The following is a 22092-nucleotide window of genomic DNA, read 5'->3' on the forward strand; positions in this document are numbered from 1 at the left end:
ATAATTTTAGTAAAAGGTAATATGGTGTGTGTATAATGAAACTCCGCCTTGATTCTTCACTTCAGAAGTATGAGTATCATCATAAATAGTTTTTCCGTCTTGTCTGATCTTTACAGTCAGAATCGTTTTATTACTCTCTGTGCTTAAGTCCACTATAAAAGATTCTATGCTCAAAACATATCCTATCAGTTCATTACATGTGCCTATTAAAATATTATCTGTTGAATCACTTATAGACTTGGCTGGCTGACTGGTTCGTAGCACTTTAAAAGTAGAAGATCCAGTTTGCCCTTCGCCTCCAAAATAAATTGAAACAGTAACCGAGGAGTCATCATTTGGCAGTCTTAAATTTTTACCCGCAAAATATTTACTATCGTCTTCTTGTGTAGCTGATGATAAGCTACTCATCTGCAATTCCATAATTTTCAAATTAAGTAATTGGGACTGAGTGTTGCTAATTCTTGCTAATTGGTCTTTTTTAGTTTTCATGGTCATTAGGTTTTTTAGTTTACAGGTCAAAGTTCTGCTAAAAAAAACTTCATGTCAATTACACAAAAGGGTGATTATGGCCACAAAAAAACACCACTGAAAAGTGATGCTTTCTATATACCTGATTATTCTTTTTACAACAAAACCCGGAAGATAATTTCTGTACCGGAATCTTCAGATAGAACCCGACATTCGCCGTTCTGCTGCTGCATGCGCCGTTTCATATTTCGGAGGCCGTTTCCATCATTTCTTTCCCTATTGATTCCAATTCCATTGTCAGAGACCTTCATGATGAACTCTTTATCTTTCTGAACAAATGAAAGCTTTAACTGATCAGACTGGCTGTGTTTGTAAGCGTTATTCAGAGATTCTTTCAGGCATAAAAACATATTCCTCCTTAACTCTGTGGAAATCGGGGTATCCGAAATAATATCTTCACTTTGCGACCACAATTTAATTTTTGTTTTTTTTAGGAAGTTGTCTGCATATTGAATGGCATAATCAATAAAGCTTCCTAAAGTATCATTTCCTGAGTTTAAGCTCCAAAGCATTTCCCGCATGGACAGATTCATTTCTTCCGAAGTTTTCAGAAGTTCATCAATATCATTTTGCAAATCATCATCTTCCGCTTTCTGCTTCAGAAATTCTGCCTGAAGTTTCAAAGCTGAAATACCGGCTCCCAGGTCGTCATGCATATCGTGGGAAATACGTTCACGTTCCTGTTCTATGGATTTTTGTTTTTCGAGTTCTTTTTGGAGGAGCTGGTTTTGGTATTCAGCTTCTTTGAGCTGCTGTTCTTTGAAGTACAGAAGTTGTTTTCTATTGTACATTAAAACAACAAAAATAAGGAAGCTTACAAAAAACATCATGATGAATATCGCGATTATGTAAGTAATTTTTATTTCATCGGGAATGGAATTCATAACTTACAAAATAATGATTTTAGCAGGATCAAATAGAAAATAATATTTACATACTGGAATATTAAATCTATTTCCAAAAGAAACTGCTTGTCCTGGGTATAAAGAAAATAAAGCGGAATCATTTTGAAAATAAAAAAAGAGACCCAGATGATCAGCCCGGAACTTACCCAAAACAAATTTTTAGAGGTAATTTTATCCCGGTTTACCTCTTTTATTTCTTTATAGAACCATAAAAACGGTAATGAAATAAAAGACAGAACCAGAATTGCTATAATCTTTAGATCATATGGATTGGAAATGAGCAGAATACACGCTGTACCCATCATAAAAAGGGCAGAGAATAATATCCTGAACCAACCTCCGGTAAAAACCTTTCTGTAATACCAAAGGAAAAACAGACTGTAAAAGACCATAGCCAGGTGGTGAATATTATAATGACAATATTCATATCCATAATACATGTATACATCCGTGACAAAAACTGCCAAAAAATAAATCCAGATTCCCTTTGGAAAATTATTGGCAGTTAATGAAATGATTAAACATATCAATACTAAAGAAATATAAATATGATATAATATATTGACATCAGAAAGCATACTTTTTAATAAGGAGGTCTGGTAGGGTTTACATCACCATAAAGACTTTCATCACGTACTTCAAAGTTAGATAAAATCATAGCTCCAGACTGATCAACAACCTTTTCAAAAAAAGAGAATTGTCCGATATTGAAAAAATTATACGGCGAAGCTCCTGTCACAAGATCTATGATATCAAGCGATATAATGCAGGTTTCCAAATACATTTCATGATTTTCATGCATTGCAGCATCACACAATTTTTTAAAAGAAGCATCATTTTTCACATAAACGGTTCTTGTATTTGTTTTGGCAAATCCGTTTTTAGTAAAGCATCTGTCAAATATTGGAGCAACAAAATCATTAAAATTCTTTTGGTACTGAGGAAATTCACCTGTAATAGATATAGGTGTATCAACATCTAACACCAGAAACCTCTCGTTACTATTCTCTTTACCCAACGCAAATGTAATTTTTGGGTCAGTAGGATTATTCTGTGGCATTTGTATAATGTCCCATACAAGTTTAACTTCGTTTCCGAATTGTTTAACGATAAAGTCGATACTGCTTTTTTTCAGATGGAAAGAGTAATGAAAGTCACATAATTCCCGATGATTTTTTAAATTTTCTCTCATTTTATTGGCCCTTTTTACGGGAATGTCTGCCATGATAAAACTATAGGGGTCTGGGATCCTACTAAGATCTATTCTTTGTAACCCCTGTACATGACTGGTTATTTCCGGGGTTTCTGAATTCAGATAGTTTTCTAAAGCATTTCGAAAAGTAATTAAATTTTGATTCATAATTTCTAGTTTTTAAAATTATTAAACTTATTAATGGCCTCTACTTTATTACTGACGTGCAGCTTTCGGTAGATATTTCCTACGTGTTTTTTGACGGTGTCAATACTGATGAACTTCCGGTCGGCAATTTCCTTATACAAAAGTCCATGGGAAAGAAGTTCAAGAATTTCTTTTTCGCGTTCAGTGAGTTCGTCAAAATTTTTAGTATCGGGAAGCTTTTTTTCGAAGTGACTCAAAACTTTTCGGGCAATAGACAGACTCATGGGCGCGCCACCATTATAGACATCACGGATGGAGGACAGTATTTTATCCATGCTTTCTCCTTTGATGAGATATCCCATGGCGCCGGCTTTTAAGGAATTGAAGATCTTTTCATCATCTTCGAAACTGGTACACATGATAAACTGTGTTTCCGGCATTTTTTTCCTGAGCTTTTCAATGATTTCAATTCCGAGCATATCCTGCAGCTGGATATCCATCATCACCACATCCGGGGCAACATCGGGGAGATTCTTCAGGGCGTCATTCCCATCGAAGAACTGGGCGGCCACCGTCATGTCATCCTGGTAATTGATGACTTTCTTCAACGCATTGTTGTAGTTCTTTTCGTCTTCTACTATGGCGATGGAAATCCTCATTGTTTTTTGTTTAAGACAAATTTCGTAAGAAAACAGGGCGGAATCAATTACACTTTTGTGTAATTTTGAGACTTGAGTTCAGGGTTATTGGTTTGTTTTTTGTTTCTACTAAATTTACTCAAATTTCTGTTACGATAGAAAAACAATTCATTACCCATACATTAAAAAATAAATATCATGAAAAAAAGTCTTTTAATAGCTGGTTCAGCTGTAGCATTATTATTAACCAGCTGTAAAAAAAATGAAAGCGGAAACAAAAACGTGATCAAGATGGACAGTTCTACAACTGTGGTTACGGACAATAACGGAAAAATAGATTCCGTAACCCAAAGTTCTTCCACCATTGAAGTGAACGGTCAGAAAACTGAAAAAACAGATTTTGTGTACAAGGCCACAGACGGAGCATTGGTAAAAGTAGTTTTCAAAAATGATCCCAAAGAAAGTACAGTTGCAATTACCAGCAACAAAAAAACGTTTACCCTTCCTAAAACAGAAACTAAGAATGGGGAAACCATCTATCAAAAAGATGATATGACCGCAAGGGTAAAGGGAGACAGCTTACATCTTGAGCAGGGGAATAATGTGATTGAACTGAAAAGAACGAAAATTTAATATAGTTTCGTGATTCGGGTTACTCCCAATAAAAAAGCCATCCGGAATCCGGATGGCTTTTCATTTATATCTGAATGAAATATTATTCTTCAGTTTTCTCTTCTGTAGAGTCTGTTGCTTCAGCCTTAGGCTCTTCAACTTTTTCTTCTACTTTAGGAGCATCAGCAACTACAGCTTCTTTTTTAGCCGTTGTAGCTCTTCTACTTCTTCTTGTAGTCTTTTTCTCTTCAGCATTAGGATTGTAAAGTTCGTTGAAATCAACTAGCTCGATAAGAGCCATGTCAGCAGCATCACCTTGTCTGAATCCAGTCTTGATGATTCTTGTATATCCACCGTTTCTTTCTGCGATTTTAGGAGCAACTGATCTGAAAAGTTCAGTAACTGCTTCTTTACTTTGAAGATATGAAAAAACAATTCTTCTATTGTGTGTAGTATCTTCTTTTGCCTTTGTTAATAGAGGTTCAACATATACTCTTAAAGCTTTAGCTTTAGCTACAGTAGTGTTGATTCTTTTATGCTCAATTAGAGAACAAGCCATATTAGAAAGTAAAGCACTTCTATGAGAAGCTGTTCTTCCTAAGTGATTGAATTTTTTACCGTGTCTCATTATTAATTATTTATCAGCGTCTAACTTATATTTTGCAACGTCGAAACCGAAGTTAAGACCTTTTGAATGCACTAATTCTTCTAGTTCTGTCAAAGATTTTTTACCAAAATTTCTGAATTTCATCAAATCAGACTTACTGTAAGAAACCAGTTCTCCAAGAGTTTCTACTTCAGCTGCTTTCAGACAGTTAAGGGCTCTTACAGAAAGATCCATATCTGCTAATTTAGACTTAAGTAATTGTCTTGTGTGAAGTGTTTCTTCATCATATTGGATAGATGCTTTTACAGCTTCCGTTTCAAGTGTGATTCTCTCATCAGAGAACAACATGAAGTGATAAATTAATATCTTAGAAGCTTCAGTTAAAGCATTTTGAGGACTGATGGAACCATCAGTTTCTATATCTAATACAAGTTTTTCGTAGTCTGTTTTTTGCTCTACACGATAATTTTCAATGCTGTATTGTACTTTCTTAATTGGCGTGAAAATAGAGTCAATAGCAATAGTTCCTACAGGAGCATTGTTTGACTTATTTTGTTCTGAAGGAACATACCCTCTACCTTTTTCAATATTGAAAGTGATTTCGAAAGTTACATCACTGTTTAGGTTGCAGATCAAAAGATCCGGGTTCAGCACCTCAAATCCGTTGATAGACTTACCTAAATCACCAGCAGTAATAACCGTCTGACCTGATACTTTAGCAATTACCTGCTCGTTGGCCTGGCCTTCTGCTGAAGCTTTTAATCTTACCTGCTTAAGGTTAAGAATAATTTCGGTAACATCTTCGATTACTCCTGGAATAGTTGAAAATTCGTGCTCTACACCTTCTATTTTGATAGATGAAATAGCATATCCTTCCAGAGAAGAAAGCAACACTCTTCTCAAAGCATTACCGATTGTAAGCCCGAAACCTGGTTCTAATGGTCTGAATTCGAATTGACCTTTAAATTCATCAGAGTTAAGTAAAATTACTTTATCGGGTTTTATGAATTGTAAAATTGCCATATTATTGGGTTGAGCAAAAATTTGATTAAAAAATTATTTAGAGTAAAGTTCGACGATAAGCTGTTCCTTGATGTCCTCCGGAATTTGGATTCTTTCAGGAGCAGAAACGAAAGTACCTTCTTTCTTCTCATCGTTGAATTGTAACCACTCATAATTAGCTTTAGAAGCTAATGAATCAGTAACAACCTCAAGAGATTTAGATTTCTCTCTTACAGCGATCACATCACCTGCTTTTACTAAATAAGAAGGAATGTTAAGGATCTCACCATTCACAGTAATGTGTCTGTGAGAAGTTAACTGTCTAGCAGCAGATCTAGTTTTAGCAAAACCTAATCTGAATACTACGTTATCCAATCTTGATTCACAAAGCTGTAATAGAACTTCACCTGTTACACCTTTACTTCTGTGTGCTTTTTCAAATAAGTTAGCAAACTGCTTTTCTAAAATACCGTAAGTATATTTAGCTTTTTGCTTTTCAGCTAGCTGAACTGCATATTCTGATTTCTTAGCACCTCTTCTTTTGTTAGGACCATGTTGTCCTGGCGGTTGGTTTTTTCTTCTTTCGAAGTTTTTGTCATCTCCGTAGATTGCAGCACCAAACTTTCTAGCAATCTTAGTTTTAGGTCCAATATATCTTGCCATAATGGGTAAATTCTAAAAATTAAACTCTTCTTCTTTTAGGTGGTCTACATCCATTGTGCGGCATAGGAGTCACATCAATGATTTCGCTAACTTCAATACCTGAATTGTGGATCGTTCTGATCGCAGATTCTCTACCTGCACCAGGACCTTTCACATACACCTTTACTCTTCTTAATCCAGCTTCGTGAGCAACATTAGAGCAATTTTCAGCTGCCATTTGAGCAGCAAATGGAGTATTCTTTTTAGAACCTCTGAAACCCATTTTACCGGCAGACGCCCAAGAGATAACTTCTCCGCTTTTATTTGTTAAAGAAATGATGATGTTATTGAAAGAAGCCTGAATATGCGCTTCTCCAATAGCTTCAACTTTTACTTTTCTTTTTTTAACTACTTTAGTTTGTTTTGCCATAATTCCTAACGATTATTTACTTGCTTTTTTCTTGTTAGCAACTGTTTTTCTCTTTCCTTTACGGGTTCTAGAGTTGTTTTTCGTTCTCTGGCCTCTTAAAGGTAGTCCTAGTCTGTGACGTATTCCTCGTTGGCATCCTATGTCCATCAATCTCTTGATGTTCAATTGCACTTCAGATCTTAATTCTCCTTCTACTTTTACGTTTTCTAAGATATAAGTTCTGATTGCAGCCAATTCATCGTCATTCCATTCGTTGACTTTCTTGTCTTCGCTGATACCGGCAGCCTTAAGGATTTCAGAAGAAGTACTTCTTCCAACTCCGTAGATGTAAGTTAAACCGATAACACCTCTTTTGTTTTTTGGTAAATCAATACCTGCAATTCTCGCCATAATTTAATGTTAGCCTTGTCTTTGTTTAAATTTTGGGTTCTTCTTGTTGATTACGAATAGTACACCTTTTCTGCGTACAATCTTGCAATCAGCGCTTCTTTTTTTAATTGATGCTCTAACTTTCATTTGAAATATTTATTTTTTTTACTGCCAAATGGAATCTTACGATTTCATTTTGATAGTATTTATTTTTCAACAAGAGCCAAATGGAACATACATTCCATTTGGCAGTTGTTTTTAATATCTAAATGTGATCCTCCCTTTAGATAAATCGTAGGGAGACATTTCTAGTTTTACCTTGTCTCCAGGTAAAAGTTTAATATAATGCATTCTCATTTTACCGGAAATATGAGCGATAAGTATATGCCCATTCTCCAGCTCTACACGGAACTGGGCGTTCGAAAGTGCTTCCGTGATAACGCCGTCTTGTTCAATATGTTTTTGTTTTGCCATAAATTAATATCCAGTCGTTCTTGACAATTTAGACTGCATTAAGCCATCATAATGATGGTTCAGCAGATATGTATTAATCTGTTGAACGGTATCTAAAATAACTCCAACCATAATCAATAGTGATGTTCCCCCGAAAAATAGGGCGAACGCATCTGTCTGAACAAAGCTTCCATGCACTATTGCTGGAAGGACTGCAAAGATAGACAAAAATATTGCACCTGGCAAGGTAATTTTTGATAAAATATCATCTAAATAGTCAGCTGTCTCTTTACCGGGTCTTACTTTCGGTACTAAACCTCCATTTCTCTTCAAATCATCAGCCATTTGGTTCACCGGAATTGTAATTGCAGTATAGAAAAATGAGAATATAATAATTAATAGCGCGAACAATACGTTGTACTGCCAGCTAAAAACATTCTTGAAACCTGCAAGAAAAGTATTGGACTCATCGAATTTCGTCAATAATCCTGGTACGAACATCAATGCCTGAGCAAAGATAATCGGCATTACACCAGCAGCATTCACTTTCAATGGGATCCACTGTCTTGCTCCCTGCATAAGATTTCTGTTTACACCTCCTCTTGCTTGAGCTCTGCTTACATACTGAATTGGAATTTTCCTAACAGCGACAGATAATACCACTGCTAAAAGAACTACCAGCATCCAGAATATTACTTCAATAAGGATCATAATAGATCCCATTCCTCCTTTTCCGTTCTGCACGGCCATTTCCTGAACGAATGCTTCAGGTAATCTTGAAAGGATCCCCACCATAATAAGGATGGAAATACCGTTTCCGATACCTTTGTCGGTGATTTTCTCACCTAACCACATTGCGAATACTGAACCAGCAACCAAGATTACAATACTTGGTAACCAGAACATGATAGAATTTGGCTCTACATAGTATGCAGAAGAGAACTGAGCATATGGTAAGAATAATTGAGTAATAGAAGTTAAATAAGAAGGAGCCTGTACAAGACAAACACCAATCGTTAACCATCTAGTAATTTGATTCAATGTATTTCTACCTGACTCTCCATCCTTCTGAAGTTTCTGAAGATAAGGAATAGCCATCCCCATCAACTGAACAATAATAGAAGCAGAAATATAAGGCATGATTCCCAACGCCATTACGGAAGCGTGGCTGAAAGCTCCCCCCGTAAACGACGAAAGCAAGCCAAGGAGACCTGCTCCTTGCTTGTTACCGCCTTGATTTTTATAATGCTCTAAGAGATCTCCCACCTCTGCAAGGTTAATTGCAGGAAGCGAGATATAAGATGCGAATCTATACACAAGGATAATACCTAACGTAAAGAGAATTTTATCTCTTAATTCCTTTAGGCTCCAAATATTCTTAAGGGTTTGTATAAATTCTTTCATTAGTAAGTATTATAAGGTAATTGCTTTTCCACCTGCTTTAGCAATAAGCTCTTCAGCAGATTTAGTGAACTTGTCAGCAGAGATTGAAACCGCAGATTTCAATTCTCCTCTACCCATAATTTTCACTAATTCGTTTTTAGAAACGATCCCGTTTTCTACTAAAACTTCTTTCGTGATCTCTCCAGTGATGGATTTGTTCTCGATTAAAGTTTGAATAGTGTCAAGGTTTACTCCTCTAAACTCTTTTCTGTTTACGTTTTTGAATCCGAATTTAGGTAATCTCCTTTGTAAAGGCATCTGTCCACCTTCGAAACCGATTTTCTGAGAATAACCAGCTCTAGCTTTCTGACCTTTATGTCCTTTCGTAGCAGTACCTCCTTTTCCTGTACCTTGCCCTCTACCAATTCTTTTAGAGTTGTGAGTAGCACCTGCAGCAGGTCTTATGTTGTTTAAATTCATTTTAATTTTTGTTTTAAAATTATTTTTGAACTTCAAGTAAATGACTAACTGCAGCTATCATTCCTAAAATAGAAGGCGTAGCTTCGTGTTCTACAACTTGGTGAAGTTTCTTAAATCCTAATGCTTCAAGCGTTCTCTTTTGGGTTTTTGTTCTTCCAATAGCGCTTCTTACTTGCTTTACTTTGATTGTTGCCATTGTTCTAATATTAACCGTTAAACACTTTACTTAGAGAAACTCCTCTCATTCTAGCGATCTCTTCAGGTCTTCTGATATCTAATAACGCTTTGAAAGTAGCTTTCACTACGTTGTGAGGGTTAGAAGATCCTTTAGATTTTGAAAGGATATCGTGAATACCAGCAGACTCAAGTACCGCTCTTACCGCACCACCGGCGATAAGTCCTGTACCGTGAGAAGCAGGTCTTAAGAAGATATCTGCACCTCCATATCTAGCAGTAGTCTGGTGAGGGATAGTGTGGTTCATTACAGGAACTTTCACTAGGTTTTTCTTAGCATCTTCAACAGCTTTAGCAATTGCAGAAGCTACTTCTTTAGATTTTCCAAGACCGTGACCGATTACTCCGTCTTCGTTCCCTACTACAACAATAGCAGAAAATCCGAAAGCTCTACCTCCTTTGGTTACTTTTGTTACTCTGTTAACAGCTACGAGACGATCTTTTAATTCTAATCCTCCCGGTTTTACTCTTTCTATATTATCTAGTCCTAACATATTTCCGAAATTTTTATGATTAGAATTTAAGTCCTCCTTCTCTCGCTCCATCAGCAAGAGCTTTCACTCTTCCGTGGTAAACGAAACCGTTTCTGTCAAATACAATACTTTCGATTCCTGCAGCGATAGCTTTAGCAGCGATAGCTTTACCAACAGCAGCAGAAACTTCAGTCTTAGTACCGTTAGCATCTACACCTTTCTCTCTAGAAGAAGCGGAAACTAAAGTTGTACCATTTTTATCATCGATTAACTGAGCGTAAATTTCCTTATTACTTTTATATACAGATAATCTTGGCAATTCAGAAGATCCAGAGATTTTTCCTCTTACTCTTCTTTTGATTCTTATTCTTTTTTCTAATTTACTTAATGCCATAATACTTATAATTTATTAAGCAGATTTACCAGCTTTACGTCTAACAATTTCTCCAAGGAATCTTACACCTTTTCCTTTGTAAGGCTCAGGCTTTCTGAAAGAACGAATCTTTGCAGCTACCATTCCTAGAAGTTGGTTGTCATGAGACGCTAAAGTAATAATTGGGTTTTTACCTTTTTCAGTCAATGTATCTACTTTTACTTCGTTTGGAAGTTCTAATACGATACCGTGAGAGAATCCTAAAGCTAACTCAAGTTTTTGACCTGTGTGTGAAGCTCTGTATCCTACTCCTACTAGTTCTAGTTTCTTTTCGAAACCTTTTTCAACACCAACAATCATGTTGTTGATCAACGCTCTGTATAAACCGTGAAGCGCTTTGTGTTGCTTAGAATCAGATGGTCTGTTTACATTAAGCTCGCCATCTTTTTGTTCTAAAGTAATTCCTGCTGTAAGCTCCTGAGAAAGTTCTCCTTTAGGACCTTTTACTGTTACAACACCGTTATTTTCAGTGACTGTAATTCCAGCTGGAATTGTTATAATTGCTTTACCAATTCTTGACATTTTCCTCTGATTAAAAATTAATAAACATAGCAGATTACTTCACCGCCTACTTTTTCTTCTCTAGCCTTCTTGTCAGTCATTACTCCTTTAGAAGTAGAGATAACAGCTATTCCCAAACCGTTCAGTACTCTTGGAAGTTCTGTAGAACCTTTGTACTGTCTTAAACCTGGTCTAGAAGCTCTCTGGATAGATTTAATAGCCGGCTTGTTAGTTTGCTTGTCATACTTTAAAGCGATTTTGATCGTACCTTGAACAGCGCTTTCTTCAAACTTAAAGTTTAAGATATAACCCTGATCAAATAAGATCTTAGTAATCTCCTTTTTGATTTTCGATGCAGGAATTTCCACCACTTTGTGGCCTGCGCTTTGTGCGTTCCTTACTCTTGTTAGGAAATCTGAAATTGGATCTGTTACCATTTTTCTATTTTAAATTATTGGTTAAAGACAATCAGTATTGAAGGGACTTGAAGATTAAAATATCAGACTTCAGAAAAACTTGGGTCTGATATTTTTGTTCTTTAGTATCCAGACAACTTAATTGTCCCGATTAATTAGTAATTATTACCAACTAGCTTTTTTCACTCCCGGGATAAGACCGTTGTTGGCCATTTCACGGAACGTTACTCTAGAAAGACCGAAAGTTCTCATGTACCCTCTTGGTCTACCTGTTAGTTTACATCTGTTGTGTAATCTTACAGGAGAAGCATTTTTAGGTAATTTCTGAAGACCTTCATAGTCACCAGCTTCTTTTAAAGCTTTTCTTTTGTCAGCGTATTTAGCAACTAGTGCTTCTCTTTTGCGCTCACGCGCTTTCATTGATTCTTTAGCCATTTCTTAGTTCTTTTTAAATGGTAAACCGAAGTGAGTTAATAATGCTTTCGCTTCTTTATCTGTTTTCGCACTTGTTACGAAAGTGATGTCCATCCCCTGGATTTTTTTCACTTTGTCAATTACGATCTCAGGAAAGATAATCTGCTCAGTAATACCTAAGTTGTAGTTACCTCTACCATCGAACCCGTCTGCTTTGATACCAGAGAAATCTCTGATACGTGGTAAAGCAGAAGCAGTAAGTCTGTCTAAGAATTCATACATTTTATGAGCTCTCAATGTTACTTTAGCACCTACAGGCATACCTTTTCTCAATTTGAAAGCCGCTTCGTCTTTCTTAGAGATAGTACCAACTGCTTTCTGGCCAGTAATCATTGTTAATTCTTCTACAGCGTAATCAATGATTTTTTTGTCTGCAGTGGCATCACCTAATCCTTGAGATAGGATGATTTTTTCCAATTTAGGTACCTGCATTACAGATTTGTACCCAAATTCTTCCATCATTGCAGGAACAATTTTCTCTTTGTATATATTTTTGGGTCTTGCTATAAATTCCATGTGTTAATTCAAATTATAAAGTTTCACCCGTTTTTTTATCGATTCTTACTTTCTTATCTCCGTCGATTTTATAACCAACTTTAACCGCTTTTCCGTCTTTACCAACTAGAGCGATGTTTGAGATATGAATAGAAGCTTCCTTTTCAGTGATTCCACCTTGAGGGTTAGAAGCTGAAGGCTTAACGTGTTTCTTAACGATGTTAAGACCTGCAACGATAACTCTAGGATCTTTTCCTTCTTTTTTGATCACTTCAATAACTTCACCTGTCTTACCTTTGATATCTTTCTTACCCGTAGTAATGATGACGTTATCTCCTCTTTTTATTTTTAACTTTGACATTTTCTTTTAAAAATTTTAAAAATTAAAGTACTTCAGGAGCTAATGAAATGATTTTCATATATTCTTTGTCTCTCAACTCACGAGCAACTGGTCCGAAAACACGCGTTCCTCTCATTTCTCCCGCTGCGTTTAGTAATACACAAGCATTGTCTTCGAATTTGATGTATGAACCATCTTTTCTTCTAACTGCTTTTTTAGTTCTTACTACTACAGCTTTAGATACCTGACCTTTTTTAGCATTTCCTGATGGCGTAGAATCCTTGATAGTAACAACGATTTTATCACCAACTGAAGCATATCTTCTTCTGGTTCCTCCCAGAACTCTGATAACTAGTACTTCTTTTGCACCTGTGTTATCAGCAACTTTTAATCTTGATTCTGTTTGTAACATTATTACTTAGCTTTTTCAATGATTCTTACTAATCTCCATCTCTTGCTCTTGCTCAAAGGTCTAGTTTCTTGGATAAGAACTGTATCACCTTCTGTGCATTCGTTGTTCTCGTCGTGTGCAGTATATTTTTTCGTCTTTAAAACGAATTTACCGTACATCGGGTGTTTCACTCTAGTAGTCTCACTTACAACAATGGTCTTTTCCATTTTATTGCTGGAAACTATTCCGATTCTTTCTTTTCTTAAGTTTCTTTCCATAATGTATGAAAATCTTATTGTTGTTTAGTGGTTAACTCAGTGTTTAGTCTAGCGATCGATCTTCTCAAATCTCTGATTTGAATCGGGTTTTCAATTGGACTGATCTTGTGAGCCAATTTCAGTTTTGAATATTGAGTTTTCAATTCAGCAAGTTTTGCTTGAATATCACCCGCGCTTAAATTTTTAATATCAGCTTGTTTCATTGTATCAAAGATTATAGAGGTTTAACAAAATCGTTAGCAACTACGAATTTAGTAATTACCGGTAATTTCTGTGCAGCAAGTCTTAAAGCTTCCTTAGCGATATCGTAAGATACTCCTCCGATTTCGAACATGATTTTACCTGGTTTTACTACAGCTACCCAATATTCCACAGCACCTTTACCTTTACCCATCCTTACTTCGGCTGGTTTCTTAGTAATAGGCTTATCCGGGAAGATTTTGATCCATAGCTGACCCTCTCTCTTCATATATCTAGTCGCAGCGATACGAGCAGCTTCGATTTGTCTTGCAGTGATCCAAGCACCTTCTATAGCTTTGATTCCAAATGTTCCGTAAGCCAGTTGATTACCTCTTTGAGCAATCCCCTTCATCTTCATCTTGTGAACTCTACGGAATTTGGTTCTTTTTGGTTGTAACATAATTTCTAAATTTTAGATTTTAGATTTTAGATTTTAGATTTTTTATATTTTAAAAAAGTAACGGTAATTTAAAATTCAAAATTTCTAACCTAAAATTTTTAATTATTATTGTTATTATTGTTATTATTCTTTCTAGGTCTTCTGTTATCTCGGTCTCCACCTCTGTTTCCACCTCCTGAAGGACCTCCTTTCTTCTGTTGTCCCACTAGTGGAGAAAGGTCTCTTTTACCGTAAACCTCTCCTTTCATGATCCAAACTTTCACTCCTAGTCTACCGTAAGTAGTGTGAGCTTCAGCCCAGTGATAATCGATATCAGCTCTGAAAGTAGACAAAGGAATTCTTCCGTCTTTGAAAGATTCGCTTCTTGCCATTTCAGCACCGTTCAATCTACCAGAGATTTGAACTTTGATACCTTCAGCACCCATTCTCATTGTACTTGCCATCGCCATTTTAACAGCTCTTCTGTAAGAAATTCTGTTTTCGATCTGCTTAGAGATGCTGTCAGCCACTAATACTGCGTCAAGTTCAGGTCTTTTGATTTCGAAAATATTGATTTGAATATCCTTACCTGTAAGTTTCTTCAATTCTTCTTTTAATTTATCAACTTCCTGACCTCCTTTACCGATGATAAGTCCCGGTCTAGCAGTAGTGATTGTCACTGTTACTAATTTTAGTGTTCTTTCAATATAAATTTTTGAAATACCACCTTTAGATAATCTAGCCTCAAGGTATCTTCTGATTTTGTAGTCTTCCGCGATTCTGTCTCCATAATCGTTTCCGCCAAACCAGTTAGAATCCCATCCTCTGATGATACCTAATCTATTACCAATTGGATTTGTCTTCTGTCCCATACCTTGATTAATTTTCTTTATTACCTAAGATTAATGTAACGTGGTTAGATCTTTTTCTGATTCTATACCCTCTACCTTGCGGAGCTGGTCTTAGTCTCTTCAATTGTCTTGCACTATCCACGAAGATTTCTTTAACGATAAGGTTTGCTTCTTCAATATCAGCACCTTCGTTTTTCGTCTGCCAGTTTGCCATAGCAGAAAGAAGTAATTTCTCTAACTTGTTAGATGCATCCTTCTTAGAATATTTTAGGATATAAAGAGCTTTATCTACCTGCTCTCCTCTAATGATATCAGCAACTAATCTCATTTTTCTTGGAGATGATGGGCAGTCATTTAATGAAGCTTTTACAACGTCTTTGTTAGCTTCTTTTCTTGCGATTGAACTATCTTGTTTTCTTGATCCCATGATTATCTGCTTCCTTTGTTTTTGTTACCACCATGACCTCTGAAAGATCTTGTTGGAGAAAATTCGCCTAACTTGTGACCAACCATGTTTTCTGTAACATAAACAGGGATAAAAGATTTCCCGTTGTGTACAGCAATAGTTTGTCCTACGAAGTCCGGAGAAATCATTGATGCTCTAGACCAAGTTTTAATAACTGTCTTCTTACCAGACTCTATGTTTGTCTGAACCTTCTTATCTAAAGTATGATGAATGAATGGTCCTTTTTTAAGTGATCTTGCCATAATTATTTACGTTTAGATATGATATGACGGTTAGACGCTTTGTTTTTCTTTCTGGTTTTGTAACCTTTAGCAGGCATACCATTTCTAGATCTTGGGTGACCTCCTGAAGAACGACCTTCACCACCTCCCATTGGGTGATCTACAGGGTTCATTACTACCGGTCGAGTTCTAGGTCTTCTACCTAACCATCTGCTTCTACCAGCCTTACCTGAAACAGTTAACTGATGATCAGAGTTAGAAACAGATCCAATCATTGCATAACACTCAGTAAGGATCATTCTAGATTCTCCTGAAGGCAATTTGATGATTGCATATTTTCCGTCTCTTGAAGTTAATTGAGCTGAAGAACCAGCACTTCTTGCTAAAATAGCACCTTGTCCAGGCTTCATTTCAACACAAGAAATTACAGTACCCAATGGAATGTTTTTCAATTTCATTGCGTTACCGATGTTCGGTTCTACGCTTTCTCCTGAAACTACCTTCTGATCTACTTTGATACCGTTTGGAGCGATGATGTATCTCTTCTCTCCATCTGCGTACTCTAATAAAGCGATAAATGCAGTTCTGTTTGGATCATATTCTACAGTTTTTACCGTTGCTTCAACATCATGCTTGTTTCTTTTGAAGTCGATAATTCTGTATTTCTTTTTGTGTCCACCTCCGGTGTAACGCATGGTCATTTTACCAGTTTGGTTACGTCCACCTGACTTACTAATACCAACTGTTAGAGATTTCTCTGGTTTGTTGGTAGTAATTTCCTCAAAATTGTTAACAATTCTGAATCTCTGTCCTGGGGTGATAGGTTTTAATTTTCTAACAGACATTACTATTATTTATAATTAATAATTAATTTACAGCAAAAATATCGATAACCTCGCCTTCAACAAGCTTGATTACCGCCTTTTTCAATTTGTTTGTCTTTCCTACTTGAAGACCTTTTTTAGTGTATTTTGAAGAAACCTTCGGAGCATAAATCATTGTATTAACGTCTGCTACTTTTACACCGTAAGCCGCTTCAACAGCTTTTTTAATCTGGATCTTATTAGCCTTAGGATCTACTAAGAAAGAATAAGAACCTCTTAAATCTGTAAGGTAATTAGCCTTTTCTGAGATAACTGGTTTAATAATTAGTGACATGATTTATTTCTTTAAATTTTCCTGGAATTTTTCAACTGCACCTTCTAAGAATACGATCTCACCTGCATTCATTAAGTCATATGAACTAATTTCGTTGAAGTTCATTACTTTAGTTTTAGGTAAGTTTCTTGAAGATAAATACACATTCTTGTTAGCTTCAGGAAGAACGAATAGAGATTTCTTATCGTTCAATGCCAAAGCATTTAGGATAGTGATGAAATCTTTAGTTTTAGGAGCGCTTAAGCTCATATCTTCCATTACTCTGATGCTGTTATCTCTCATTTTCTGAGATAAAACAGATTTTTTAGCTAATCTCTTAAGAGCTTTGTTCAATTTGAATCTGTAGTCTCTTGGTTTTGGTCCGAATACTCTACCTCCACCTCTGAAAGTTGGAGATTTGATATCACCATATCTAGCAGAACCAGATCCTTTTTGCTTCTTAAGTTTCTTAGTAGAAGCAGTAATTTCGCTTCTTTCCTTTGATTTATGAGTCCCTTGTCTCTGTGCTGCAAGGTACTGTTTAACTTCTAAGTAAACCGCGTGCTGATTTGGCTCAATTCCGAATACTGATTCGTCTAGAGTTACTTTTCTTCCGGTCTCTTTTCCTGATGTATTTAATACTACTAGTTCCATTTTCTGATAATTACATAAGAATTTTTAGCTCCCGGAACAGCACCTTTTACTACTAAAAGATTTTGTTCTTGATCCACTTTTAATACTTGAAGGTTTTGAACAGTTACCTGCTTACCTCCCATTCTACCCGCCATTCTCATTCCTTTGAATACTCTTGAAGGATCCGATCCAGCACCGATAGAACCTGGAGCTCTAAGTCTGTTGTGCTGACCATGAGTAGCTTGCATTACACCTCCAAAGCCATGTCTTTTAACAACACCCTGGAAACCTTTACCTTTTGAAGTTCCTGTTACGTCAACGAATTCACCTTCAGCGAATAAGTTCACTTTTACTTCTTCTCCTACTTTTACTTCGTCTACGAATTCTCTGTAGAATTCTACCAACTTAGCTTTTGGAGCAGAACCAGCCTTTTTGAAATGGCCAGCTAACGCTTTACCTACGTTCTTTTCACTCTTGTCATCGAAACCTAACTGAACTGACTTATAGCCGTCCTTTTCTATGGTTCTGACCTGTAAAACCGAGCATGGACCCGCCTGAATAACTGTACAAGGAATGTTTTTTCCTTCTTCGTTAAACAAAGACGTCATACCGATTTTTTTACCAATAATACCTGACATTGTTTATGTTATAATAAAATTTATCTTTCTATTTCTACATTTTTAGGAAGTCTGAAGTAATTTCTACTTTTGATATAGGCATACTACGCCCCTAAAATGGAGTGTGCAAATTTATGAATATTTTTATAACTGACAAATATTTTGAGTAAAATATTTTGATTTTTAATCATTTAGCCGTTTTGAACAATTTTAATGAGCAGCAAACTAAAAAGCCTCACAAAATTTTTGTAAGGCTTTGTTTTTATCTCTTTAAATTGTTAAAACTTATTAAATAGCTTTCTACTCTATCTCCATAGGTTCATACTGGATATTCTCTGATTTAATAATAATTGGAGAACCATCTGCATTATAGGCTTTACCACTGTGGAAGACTCCGGGATTTTCTTTATATGTTTTTTGTACATTTCTGAACTTTTCTCTTGTGGTTCTTAATATTGTCTTCTCTTTCCTTAAATAAATAGATTTTGGTTTTTTGTTTATTCCTACAGCTACAAAACTATATTTTTGATTTGTATCCTCCACCTCTAAAATTAAACCAGGAAGCCCTTCAAAAACATAAGGACCGTTATTAACAGGAATATCATTAGCATACCATGCCGTATAATCTCTTCCCTTATATGTTACTTTTGCTTTCTTGCAATTATACCCTAATATGTTTTTTACACCACTCTCTAAAGCCCAATTAAATTTTGGCTGAATATCCTGATATTGATATACATATCTAAATCTATCCTGAACTGTGATTGAATCATCTTTCTTAAAGACTACATTATTCCATAAAACCCTCGTTTTTAGATACAGACCAGCTTCTTTAGCTCCAATCGTATTCTGACTACTGTATTTTTCATCCAACGAATCTATTTTCATTTGGTTATAGTCGAAAAATTTAGAGACCTTATCTCCAATTTCTAAAATACATAAGACTTCTCTTTTACTATTTAGCGAAAGGGCATTGTCTAAAAAATTTACTTTATAATATATATTGTAAGAACTTATTTTCTGTTTGCTAATTTCAAATGGAGAAGTTTTGATCGAAAAATTCGGAGAAATAATTTCCTGTCCAAAAACTACACCTGTTATAAGGGAAAAGATAAATAGGTAAGGTTTCATAACTTAATAAAAATATTGAACAGATAACTATCGGTTACCTGTTCAGAATTAAATTCACTTTTAAGTATACTGCCCTGTAAATGTACTTGCTCCAGCACATTGCTGATTGGTAAAATAAGCGGCATCAGAGTTTAACTCAGCCATACTTGAATAATCGTTGGCATCTAAATAAAATACTTTCCCACACCACGTGGAAACACCGATCCAGTTATACAGCACGATAACTCTTTTGGTTTGTTCTTTTACATTTTGGAGCTCTACTTTTCCAGTTACAACTTCTTTGTTTTTAACAGAAATGTTCTCTTTTTTGATTTCTTTAGCACTCATTACTCCTACTGCTCCTAAAGCTGCAATAAATAATAATTTTTTCATATTGTTTGTTTTTTAACATCACGAAACTATTATTAAAAAACAAATCAGTCAATAGTAAACAATCAACTGATTAACAATATACTAAACTTAATAAACTTTCTTGATTAATTAACAGTATTTAAATCTTTAAACTTAAATTATTTTACAATTACCGAAACGCCTATTTCTTCCAGTGCAACTTTATCCTCACCACAAATACCATCATCTGTGATCAGATAATCTATTTTATCAAGAGGAGCGATCTTCCCAAAACCTTTCTTATTCAGTTTCGAAGAGTCACCAAGAATAACCACTTTTTCAGAACATTCTATCATAAGCTGATTCAAATGGGCTTCTGCTGCATTCGAAGTACTGATCCCGAATTCCATATCAATACCATCTACCCCAAGAAAGAGCTTATTACAGGAAAACTGTCTGAGAATGGTTTCTGAAATAGATCCTACTATAGAAGTAGAACTTTTTCTCACCTCCCCTCCCAGTTGGATAATATTAATATTAGGATTATTGCATAACTCCAGTGCAACCCTTAAAGAAGAAGTAAGAACCGTAAGCGGACCGAAATTCACCAGCATCCTCGCCAGATAGTGCATTGTAGTTCCCGAAGCCAGAATAATACAGTCATTCTCCTGGATAAGCTGCAAAGCTGCTTTCGCGATGTTCTGTTTCGCTTCTACATTGATGTTTTCTTTTTCATCCACATTCCTTTCATAGGCATAACGGACGTGCTTACTCGCTCCTCCATGGTTTCGAAAAAGCAATCCCAGACTTTCGAGATAATTCAGATCCTTTCGAACCGTAACCGACGAAACATTCAGCTTCTCACATAAATCCTGTACCAGAACATGACCCTTTTCATCCAGTTCCTTTAATATATCATCGTGCCTTGGTATTAACTTTTCCATTCTGATTCTTTCATCAAAAATACCATTTTTTTCCGAGACCGATAAAATTTCATTTATTTTCTTTTTAGTTTCGTTTTTAATTTATACATTTGAAAACGAAACATAAACGAAACATTTATGAAACGAAACGAAGAACTTAGTAAACTGACCAGTGTTCAGGAATGGGACTTTATTGTCATCGGAGGTGGAGCCAGTGGTCTGGGCTCAGCACTGGATGCAGCCAGCAGAGGATTTAAAACCCTGCTCCTCGAGTCCCACGATTTTGCAAAAGCAACATCCAGCCGAAGCACCAAACTGGTACACGGCGGTGTAAGATATCTTGCCCAGGGAGATGTAGGACTTGTAAAAGAAGCCTTGAAAGAAAGAGGACTGCTTGCCCAAAATGCGGCGCACGTAGTCAAAAACCAGTCATTTATTATTCCCAACTACACATGGTGGGGAGGTATTTACTATAAGATAGGATTGTCTGTTTATGATTTCCTTGCAGGAAAACTCAGCCTTGGAAAAACAAAATACATCAGCAAAGCCAAAACCATCGAAAAACTACCCACGATTGAACAGCAAAATCTCGCAAGCGGTGTAGTGTATCAGGACGGACAGTTTGACGATGCGAGATTAGCGATCAACCTTTCCCAGACTCTTATAGAAAAAGGAGGAAGTGCTGTGAACTATATGAAAGTAACCGGCCTTCTGAAAAATGATTCCGGAAAAATAAACGGCGTAAAAGCGGAAGACCAGTTTTCCAACCAGCAGTATGAGCTCCGTGCGAAAGCTGTGATCAATGCAACTGGCGTATTCACAAATGATATTCTGAATATGAATAATCCTAAGCATGGTAAATTTGTAGTTCCAAGCCAGGGTATCCATTTGGTATTAGACAAATCTTTCCTTAAAAGTGATGATGCCATCATGATCCCTAAAACATCAGACGGCAGAGTTCTTTTTGTGGTTCCATGGCACGACAGAGCATTGGTAGGAACGACAGACACCCTTCTTGAAAGTCCGAGCTTCGAACCGCATGCTTTGGAGTCTGAGATTAATTTCGTTCTCACGACAGCCAGACAATATTTAGCCAAAAAACCGACGAGAGAAGATGTAAAATCTATGTTCGCCGGATTGAGACCGCTTGCCGCCCCAAAAGAAGGAGGTAAAAACACAAAAGAAGTTTCCCGAAGCCACAAAGTCATTACTTCAGATACAGGACTGGTTTCCATCATCGGCGGAAAATGGACCACGTACCGTAAAATGGCACAGGACACTGTAGATAAAGCGGTAGAAATTCTTCATTTAAACGGAGGACCTTCTCAAACAGAAAACATGTCTATTCACGGGAATATAAAAGCAGAACTTGTAGACCGTACCAGCCATCTTTATGTATACGGATCTGATATTCCTGCTATCAAAGCATTACAGAGCAGCGATCCTCAATATTCTAAAAAAATACATCCGGATCATGCTTTCACCATAGCAGAAGCAGTCTGGGCTATACGACATGAAATGGCAGAAACCATAGAAGACATTCTCGCCAGAAGAGTCCGACTCTTATTTTTAGATGCAAGAGCTGCCATCGACAGTGCCCACACGATTGCACAGCTTATTGCCAAAGAAAAAGGCTATTCTCAGGAATGGGCAAATGATCAGGAAAAAGAATTTATTGAATTAGCACAAGGATATTTATTAACGCCTTACTCTCCCAAAACTATTACTCATAACTAAAGAT

General features: G+C 36.2%; 37 protein-coding genes. 2 read left to right on the forward strand and 35 right to left on the reverse strand.

What is annotated here, in order from left to right; genetic code table 11:
• Positions 1–6: 6 nt before the first annotated feature.
• The 4 genes from IW22_RS09325 to IW22_RS09345 form a co-directional block, all read right to left on the reverse strand.
• Positions 7–489 (reverse strand): hypothetical protein, encoded by a 483-nt coding sequence (locus tag IW22_RS09325; RefSeq protein ID WP_131401714.1) that lies wholly within the window; start codon positions 487–489, stop codon positions 7–9.
• 134 nt (positions 490–623) lie between these two features.
• Complete coding sequence (locus IW22_RS09330) at positions 624–1412, reverse strand: sensor histidine kinase (RefSeq protein ID WP_034725962.1); 789 nt, start codon at positions 1410–1412, stop codon at positions 624–626.
• A gap of 604 nt (positions 1413–2016) precedes the next feature.
• Positions 2017–2793 carry a hypothetical protein gene (locus IW22_RS09340; RefSeq protein WP_034725964.1) on the reverse strand — a complete coding sequence of 259 codons (777 nt, stop codon included), beginning with the start codon at positions 2791–2793 and terminating at the stop codon, positions 2017–2019.
• 5 nt (positions 2794–2798) lie between these two features.
• Positions 2799–3431 carry a response regulator gene (locus IW22_RS09345; protein WP_034725965.1) on the reverse strand — a complete coding sequence of 211 codons (633 nt, stop codon included), beginning with the start codon at positions 3429–3431 and terminating at the stop codon, positions 2799–2801.
• A gap of 177 nt (positions 3432–3608) precedes the next feature.
• On the opposite strand from IW22_RS09345, the gene IW22_RS09350 reads away from it, so the two are divergent.
• Positions 3609–4043 (forward strand): hypothetical protein, encoded by a 435-nt coding sequence (locus IW22_RS09350; RefSeq protein ID WP_034725966.1) that lies wholly within the window; start codon positions 3609–3611, stop codon positions 4041–4043.
• An 82-nt stretch (positions 4044–4125) separates the two neighbouring features.
• Here the strand turns inward: IW22_RS09350 and rplQ are convergent, their stop codons facing one another.
• From rplQ to IW22_RS09500, 31 genes are all read right to left on the reverse strand, one after another.
• Positions 4126–4650 carry a 50S ribosomal protein L17 gene (gene rplQ, locus IW22_RS09355; RefSeq protein ID WP_034725967.1) on the reverse strand — a complete coding sequence of 175 codons (525 nt, stop codon included), beginning with the start codon at positions 4648–4650 and terminating at the stop codon, positions 4126–4128.
• Positions 4651–4656: 6 nt separating this feature from the next.
• The gene (locus tag IW22_RS09360; RefSeq protein WP_034725969.1) at positions 4657–5652 is read right to left on the reverse strand and encodes a DNA-directed RNA polymerase subunit alpha; all 996 of its coding nucleotides are present in this window, start codon (positions 5650–5652) and stop codon (positions 4657–4659) included.
• A 33-nt stretch (positions 5653–5685) separates the two neighbouring features.
• Entirely contained in the window at positions 5686–6294 is a 609-nt protein-coding gene (rpsD, locus tag IW22_RS09365; protein ID WP_034725972.1) for a 30S ribosomal protein S4, read from the reverse strand.
• A gap of 19 nt (positions 6295–6313) precedes the next feature.
• Positions 6314–6703 carry a 30S ribosomal protein S11 gene (rpsK, locus tag IW22_RS09370; protein WP_027387198.1) on the reverse strand — a complete coding sequence of 130 codons (390 nt, stop codon included), beginning with the start codon at positions 6701–6703 and terminating at the stop codon, positions 6314–6316.
• Positions 6704–6715: 12 nt separating this feature from the next.
• A complete protein-coding gene (gene rpsM / locus IW22_RS09375; protein ID WP_034694696.1) occupies positions 6716–7093 on the reverse strand; it encodes a 30S ribosomal protein S13 in 378 nt (125 codons plus the stop codon).
• A gap of 9 nt (positions 7094–7102) precedes the next feature.
• Positions 7103–7219: a 50S ribosomal protein L36 gene (rpmJ, locus tag IW22_RS23990; protein WP_007839480.1), complete on the reverse strand. Its 117-nt coding sequence runs from the start codon at positions 7217–7219 to the stop codon at positions 7103–7105.
• A gap of 111 nt (positions 7220–7330) precedes the next feature.
• Positions 7331–7546, reverse strand: coding sequence for a translation initiation factor IF-1 (infA, locus tag IW22_RS09380; protein ID WP_027381317.1), 216 nt, complete (start codon positions 7544–7546; stop codon positions 7331–7333).
• A gap of 3 nt (positions 7547–7549) precedes the next feature.
• On the reverse strand, positions 7550–8929 hold the full coding sequence (secY, locus tag IW22_RS09385; RefSeq protein WP_034725974.1) for a preprotein translocase subunit SecY: 1380 nt from the start codon (positions 8927–8929) through the stop codon (positions 7550–7552).
• A gap of 9 nt (positions 8930–8938) precedes the next feature.
• Positions 8939–9388, reverse strand: coding sequence for a 50S ribosomal protein L15 (rplO, locus tag IW22_RS09390; RefSeq protein WP_034726154.1), 450 nt, complete (start codon positions 9386–9388; stop codon positions 8939–8941).
• Positions 9389–9407: 19 nt separating this feature from the next.
• Positions 9408–9584, reverse strand: a complete 177-nt coding sequence (gene rpmD, locus IW22_RS09395) for a 50S ribosomal protein L30 (protein ID WP_007839493.1) — start codon at positions 9582–9584, stop codon at positions 9408–9410.
• Positions 9585–9594: 10 nt separating this feature from the next.
• Positions 9595–10116 carry a 30S ribosomal protein S5 gene (gene rpsE, locus IW22_RS09400; RefSeq protein WP_034703137.1) on the reverse strand — a complete coding sequence of 174 codons (522 nt, stop codon included), beginning with the start codon at positions 10114–10116 and terminating at the stop codon, positions 9595–9597.
• A 19-nt stretch (positions 10117–10135) separates the two neighbouring features.
• A complete protein-coding gene (rplR, locus tag IW22_RS09405) occupies positions 10136–10489 on the reverse strand; it encodes a 50S ribosomal protein L18 (protein WP_034725976.1) in 354 nt (117 codons plus the stop codon).
• 15 nt (positions 10490–10504) lie between these two features.
• Positions 10505–11050: a 50S ribosomal protein L6 gene (gene rplF / locus IW22_RS09410; RefSeq protein WP_034725977.1), complete on the reverse strand. Its 546-nt coding sequence runs from the start codon at positions 11048–11050 to the stop codon at positions 10505–10507.
• A gap of 17 nt (positions 11051–11067) precedes the next feature.
• Entirely contained in the window at positions 11068–11466 is a 399-nt protein-coding gene (gene rpsH / locus IW22_RS09415) for a 30S ribosomal protein S8 (protein WP_034725979.1), read from the reverse strand.
• A gap of 144 nt (positions 11467–11610) precedes the next feature.
• Positions 11611–11880, reverse strand: coding sequence for a 30S ribosomal protein S14 (gene rpsN, locus IW22_RS09420; protein WP_034702868.1), 270 nt, complete (start codon positions 11878–11880; stop codon positions 11611–11613).
• Positions 11881–11883: 3 nt separating this feature from the next.
• Positions 11884–12435, reverse strand: a complete 552-nt coding sequence (gene rplE, locus IW22_RS09425) for a 50S ribosomal protein L5 (protein WP_034725982.1) — start codon at positions 12433–12435, stop codon at positions 11884–11886.
• A 13-nt stretch (positions 12436–12448) separates the two neighbouring features.
• The gene (rplX, locus tag IW22_RS09430; RefSeq protein ID WP_034725983.1) at positions 12449–12775 is read right to left on the reverse strand and encodes a 50S ribosomal protein L24; all 327 of its coding nucleotides are present in this window, start codon (positions 12773–12775) and stop codon (positions 12449–12451) included.
• 22 nt (positions 12776–12797) lie between these two features.
• A complete protein-coding gene (rplN, locus tag IW22_RS09435; protein ID WP_007839504.1) occupies positions 12798–13166 on the reverse strand; it encodes a 50S ribosomal protein L14 in 369 nt (122 codons plus the stop codon).
• A gap of 2 nt (positions 13167–13168) precedes the next feature.
• On the reverse strand, positions 13169–13426 hold the full coding sequence (gene rpsQ / locus IW22_RS09440) for a 30S ribosomal protein S17 (protein WP_053073319.1): 258 nt from the start codon (positions 13424–13426) through the stop codon (positions 13169–13171).
• An 11-nt stretch (positions 13427–13437) separates the two neighbouring features.
• Positions 13438–13626: a 50S ribosomal protein L29 gene (gene rpmC / locus IW22_RS09445; protein WP_034725985.1), complete on the reverse strand. Its 189-nt coding sequence runs from the start codon at positions 13624–13626 to the stop codon at positions 13438–13440.
• Between the two features lie 11 nt (positions 13627–13637).
• Entirely contained in the window at positions 13638–14063 is a 426-nt protein-coding gene (gene rplP / locus IW22_RS09450; RefSeq protein WP_034725986.1) for a 50S ribosomal protein L16, read from the reverse strand.
• Between the two features lie 98 nt (positions 14064–14161).
• Entirely contained in the window at positions 14162–14914 is a 753-nt protein-coding gene (gene rpsC / locus IW22_RS09455) for a 30S ribosomal protein S3 (protein ID WP_034725987.1), read from the reverse strand.
• Between the two features lie 7 nt (positions 14915–14921).
• Positions 14922–15320 carry a 50S ribosomal protein L22 gene (gene rplV / locus IW22_RS09460; protein ID WP_034725989.1) on the reverse strand — a complete coding sequence of 133 codons (399 nt, stop codon included), beginning with the start codon at positions 15318–15320 and terminating at the stop codon, positions 14922–14924.
• A gap of 2 nt (positions 15321–15322) precedes the next feature.
• Positions 15323–15601: a 30S ribosomal protein S19 gene (gene rpsS / locus IW22_RS09465; protein WP_034702850.1), complete on the reverse strand. Its 279-nt coding sequence runs from the start codon at positions 15599–15601 to the stop codon at positions 15323–15325.
• Positions 15602–15603: 2 nt separating this feature from the next.
• The gene (rplB, locus tag IW22_RS09470) at positions 15604–16425 is read right to left on the reverse strand and encodes a 50S ribosomal protein L2 (RefSeq protein WP_034702846.1); all 822 of its coding nucleotides are present in this window, start codon (positions 16423–16425) and stop codon (positions 15604–15606) included.
• A gap of 22 nt (positions 16426–16447) precedes the next feature.
• Positions 16448–16738, reverse strand: a complete 291-nt coding sequence (gene rplW / locus IW22_RS09475) for a 50S ribosomal protein L23 (protein WP_034702844.1) — start codon at positions 16736–16738, stop codon at positions 16448–16450.
• A 3-nt stretch (positions 16739–16741) separates the two neighbouring features.
• A complete protein-coding gene (gene rplD / locus IW22_RS09480; protein WP_034725990.1) occupies positions 16742–17371 on the reverse strand; it encodes a 50S ribosomal protein L4 in 630 nt (209 codons plus the stop codon).
• Positions 17362–17988 (reverse strand): 50S ribosomal protein L3, encoded by a 627-nt coding sequence (rplC, locus tag IW22_RS09485; protein ID WP_034725991.1) that lies wholly within the window; start codon positions 17986–17988, stop codon positions 17362–17364. Before rplC ends, rplD begins: the two co-directional genes overlap by 10 nt.
• A 279-nt stretch (positions 17989–18267) precedes the next feature.
• Positions 18268–19098: a GLPGLI family protein gene (locus tag IW22_RS09490; RefSeq protein ID WP_034725993.1), complete on the reverse strand. Its 831-nt coding sequence runs from the start codon at positions 19096–19098 to the stop codon at positions 18268–18270.
• A 60-nt stretch (positions 19099–19158) separates the two neighbouring features.
• The gene (locus IW22_RS09495) at positions 19159–19470 is read right to left on the reverse strand and encodes a hypothetical protein (protein WP_034725994.1); all 312 of its coding nucleotides are present in this window, start codon (positions 19468–19470) and stop codon (positions 19159–19161) included.
• Between the two features lie 137 nt (positions 19471–19607).
• The gene (locus IW22_RS09500) at positions 19608–20372 is read right to left on the reverse strand and encodes a DeoR/GlpR family DNA-binding transcription regulator (RefSeq protein ID WP_034725996.1); all 765 of its coding nucleotides are present in this window, start codon (positions 20370–20372) and stop codon (positions 19608–19610) included.
• Between the two features lie 117 nt (positions 20373–20489).
• Here IW22_RS09500 and IW22_RS09505 point away from each other — a divergent pair, with 117 nt between their 5' ends.
• Entirely contained in the window at positions 20490–22088 is a 1599-nt protein-coding gene (locus IW22_RS09505) for a glycerol-3-phosphate dehydrogenase/oxidase (protein WP_034725998.1), read from the forward strand.
• Positions 22089–22092 lie beyond the last annotated feature (4 nt).

The sequence above is a fragment of the Chryseobacterium sp. JM1 genome, from assembly GCF_000737715.1.
GTDB lineage: Bacteria > Bacteroidota > Bacteroidia > Flavobacteriales > Weeksellaceae > Chryseobacterium.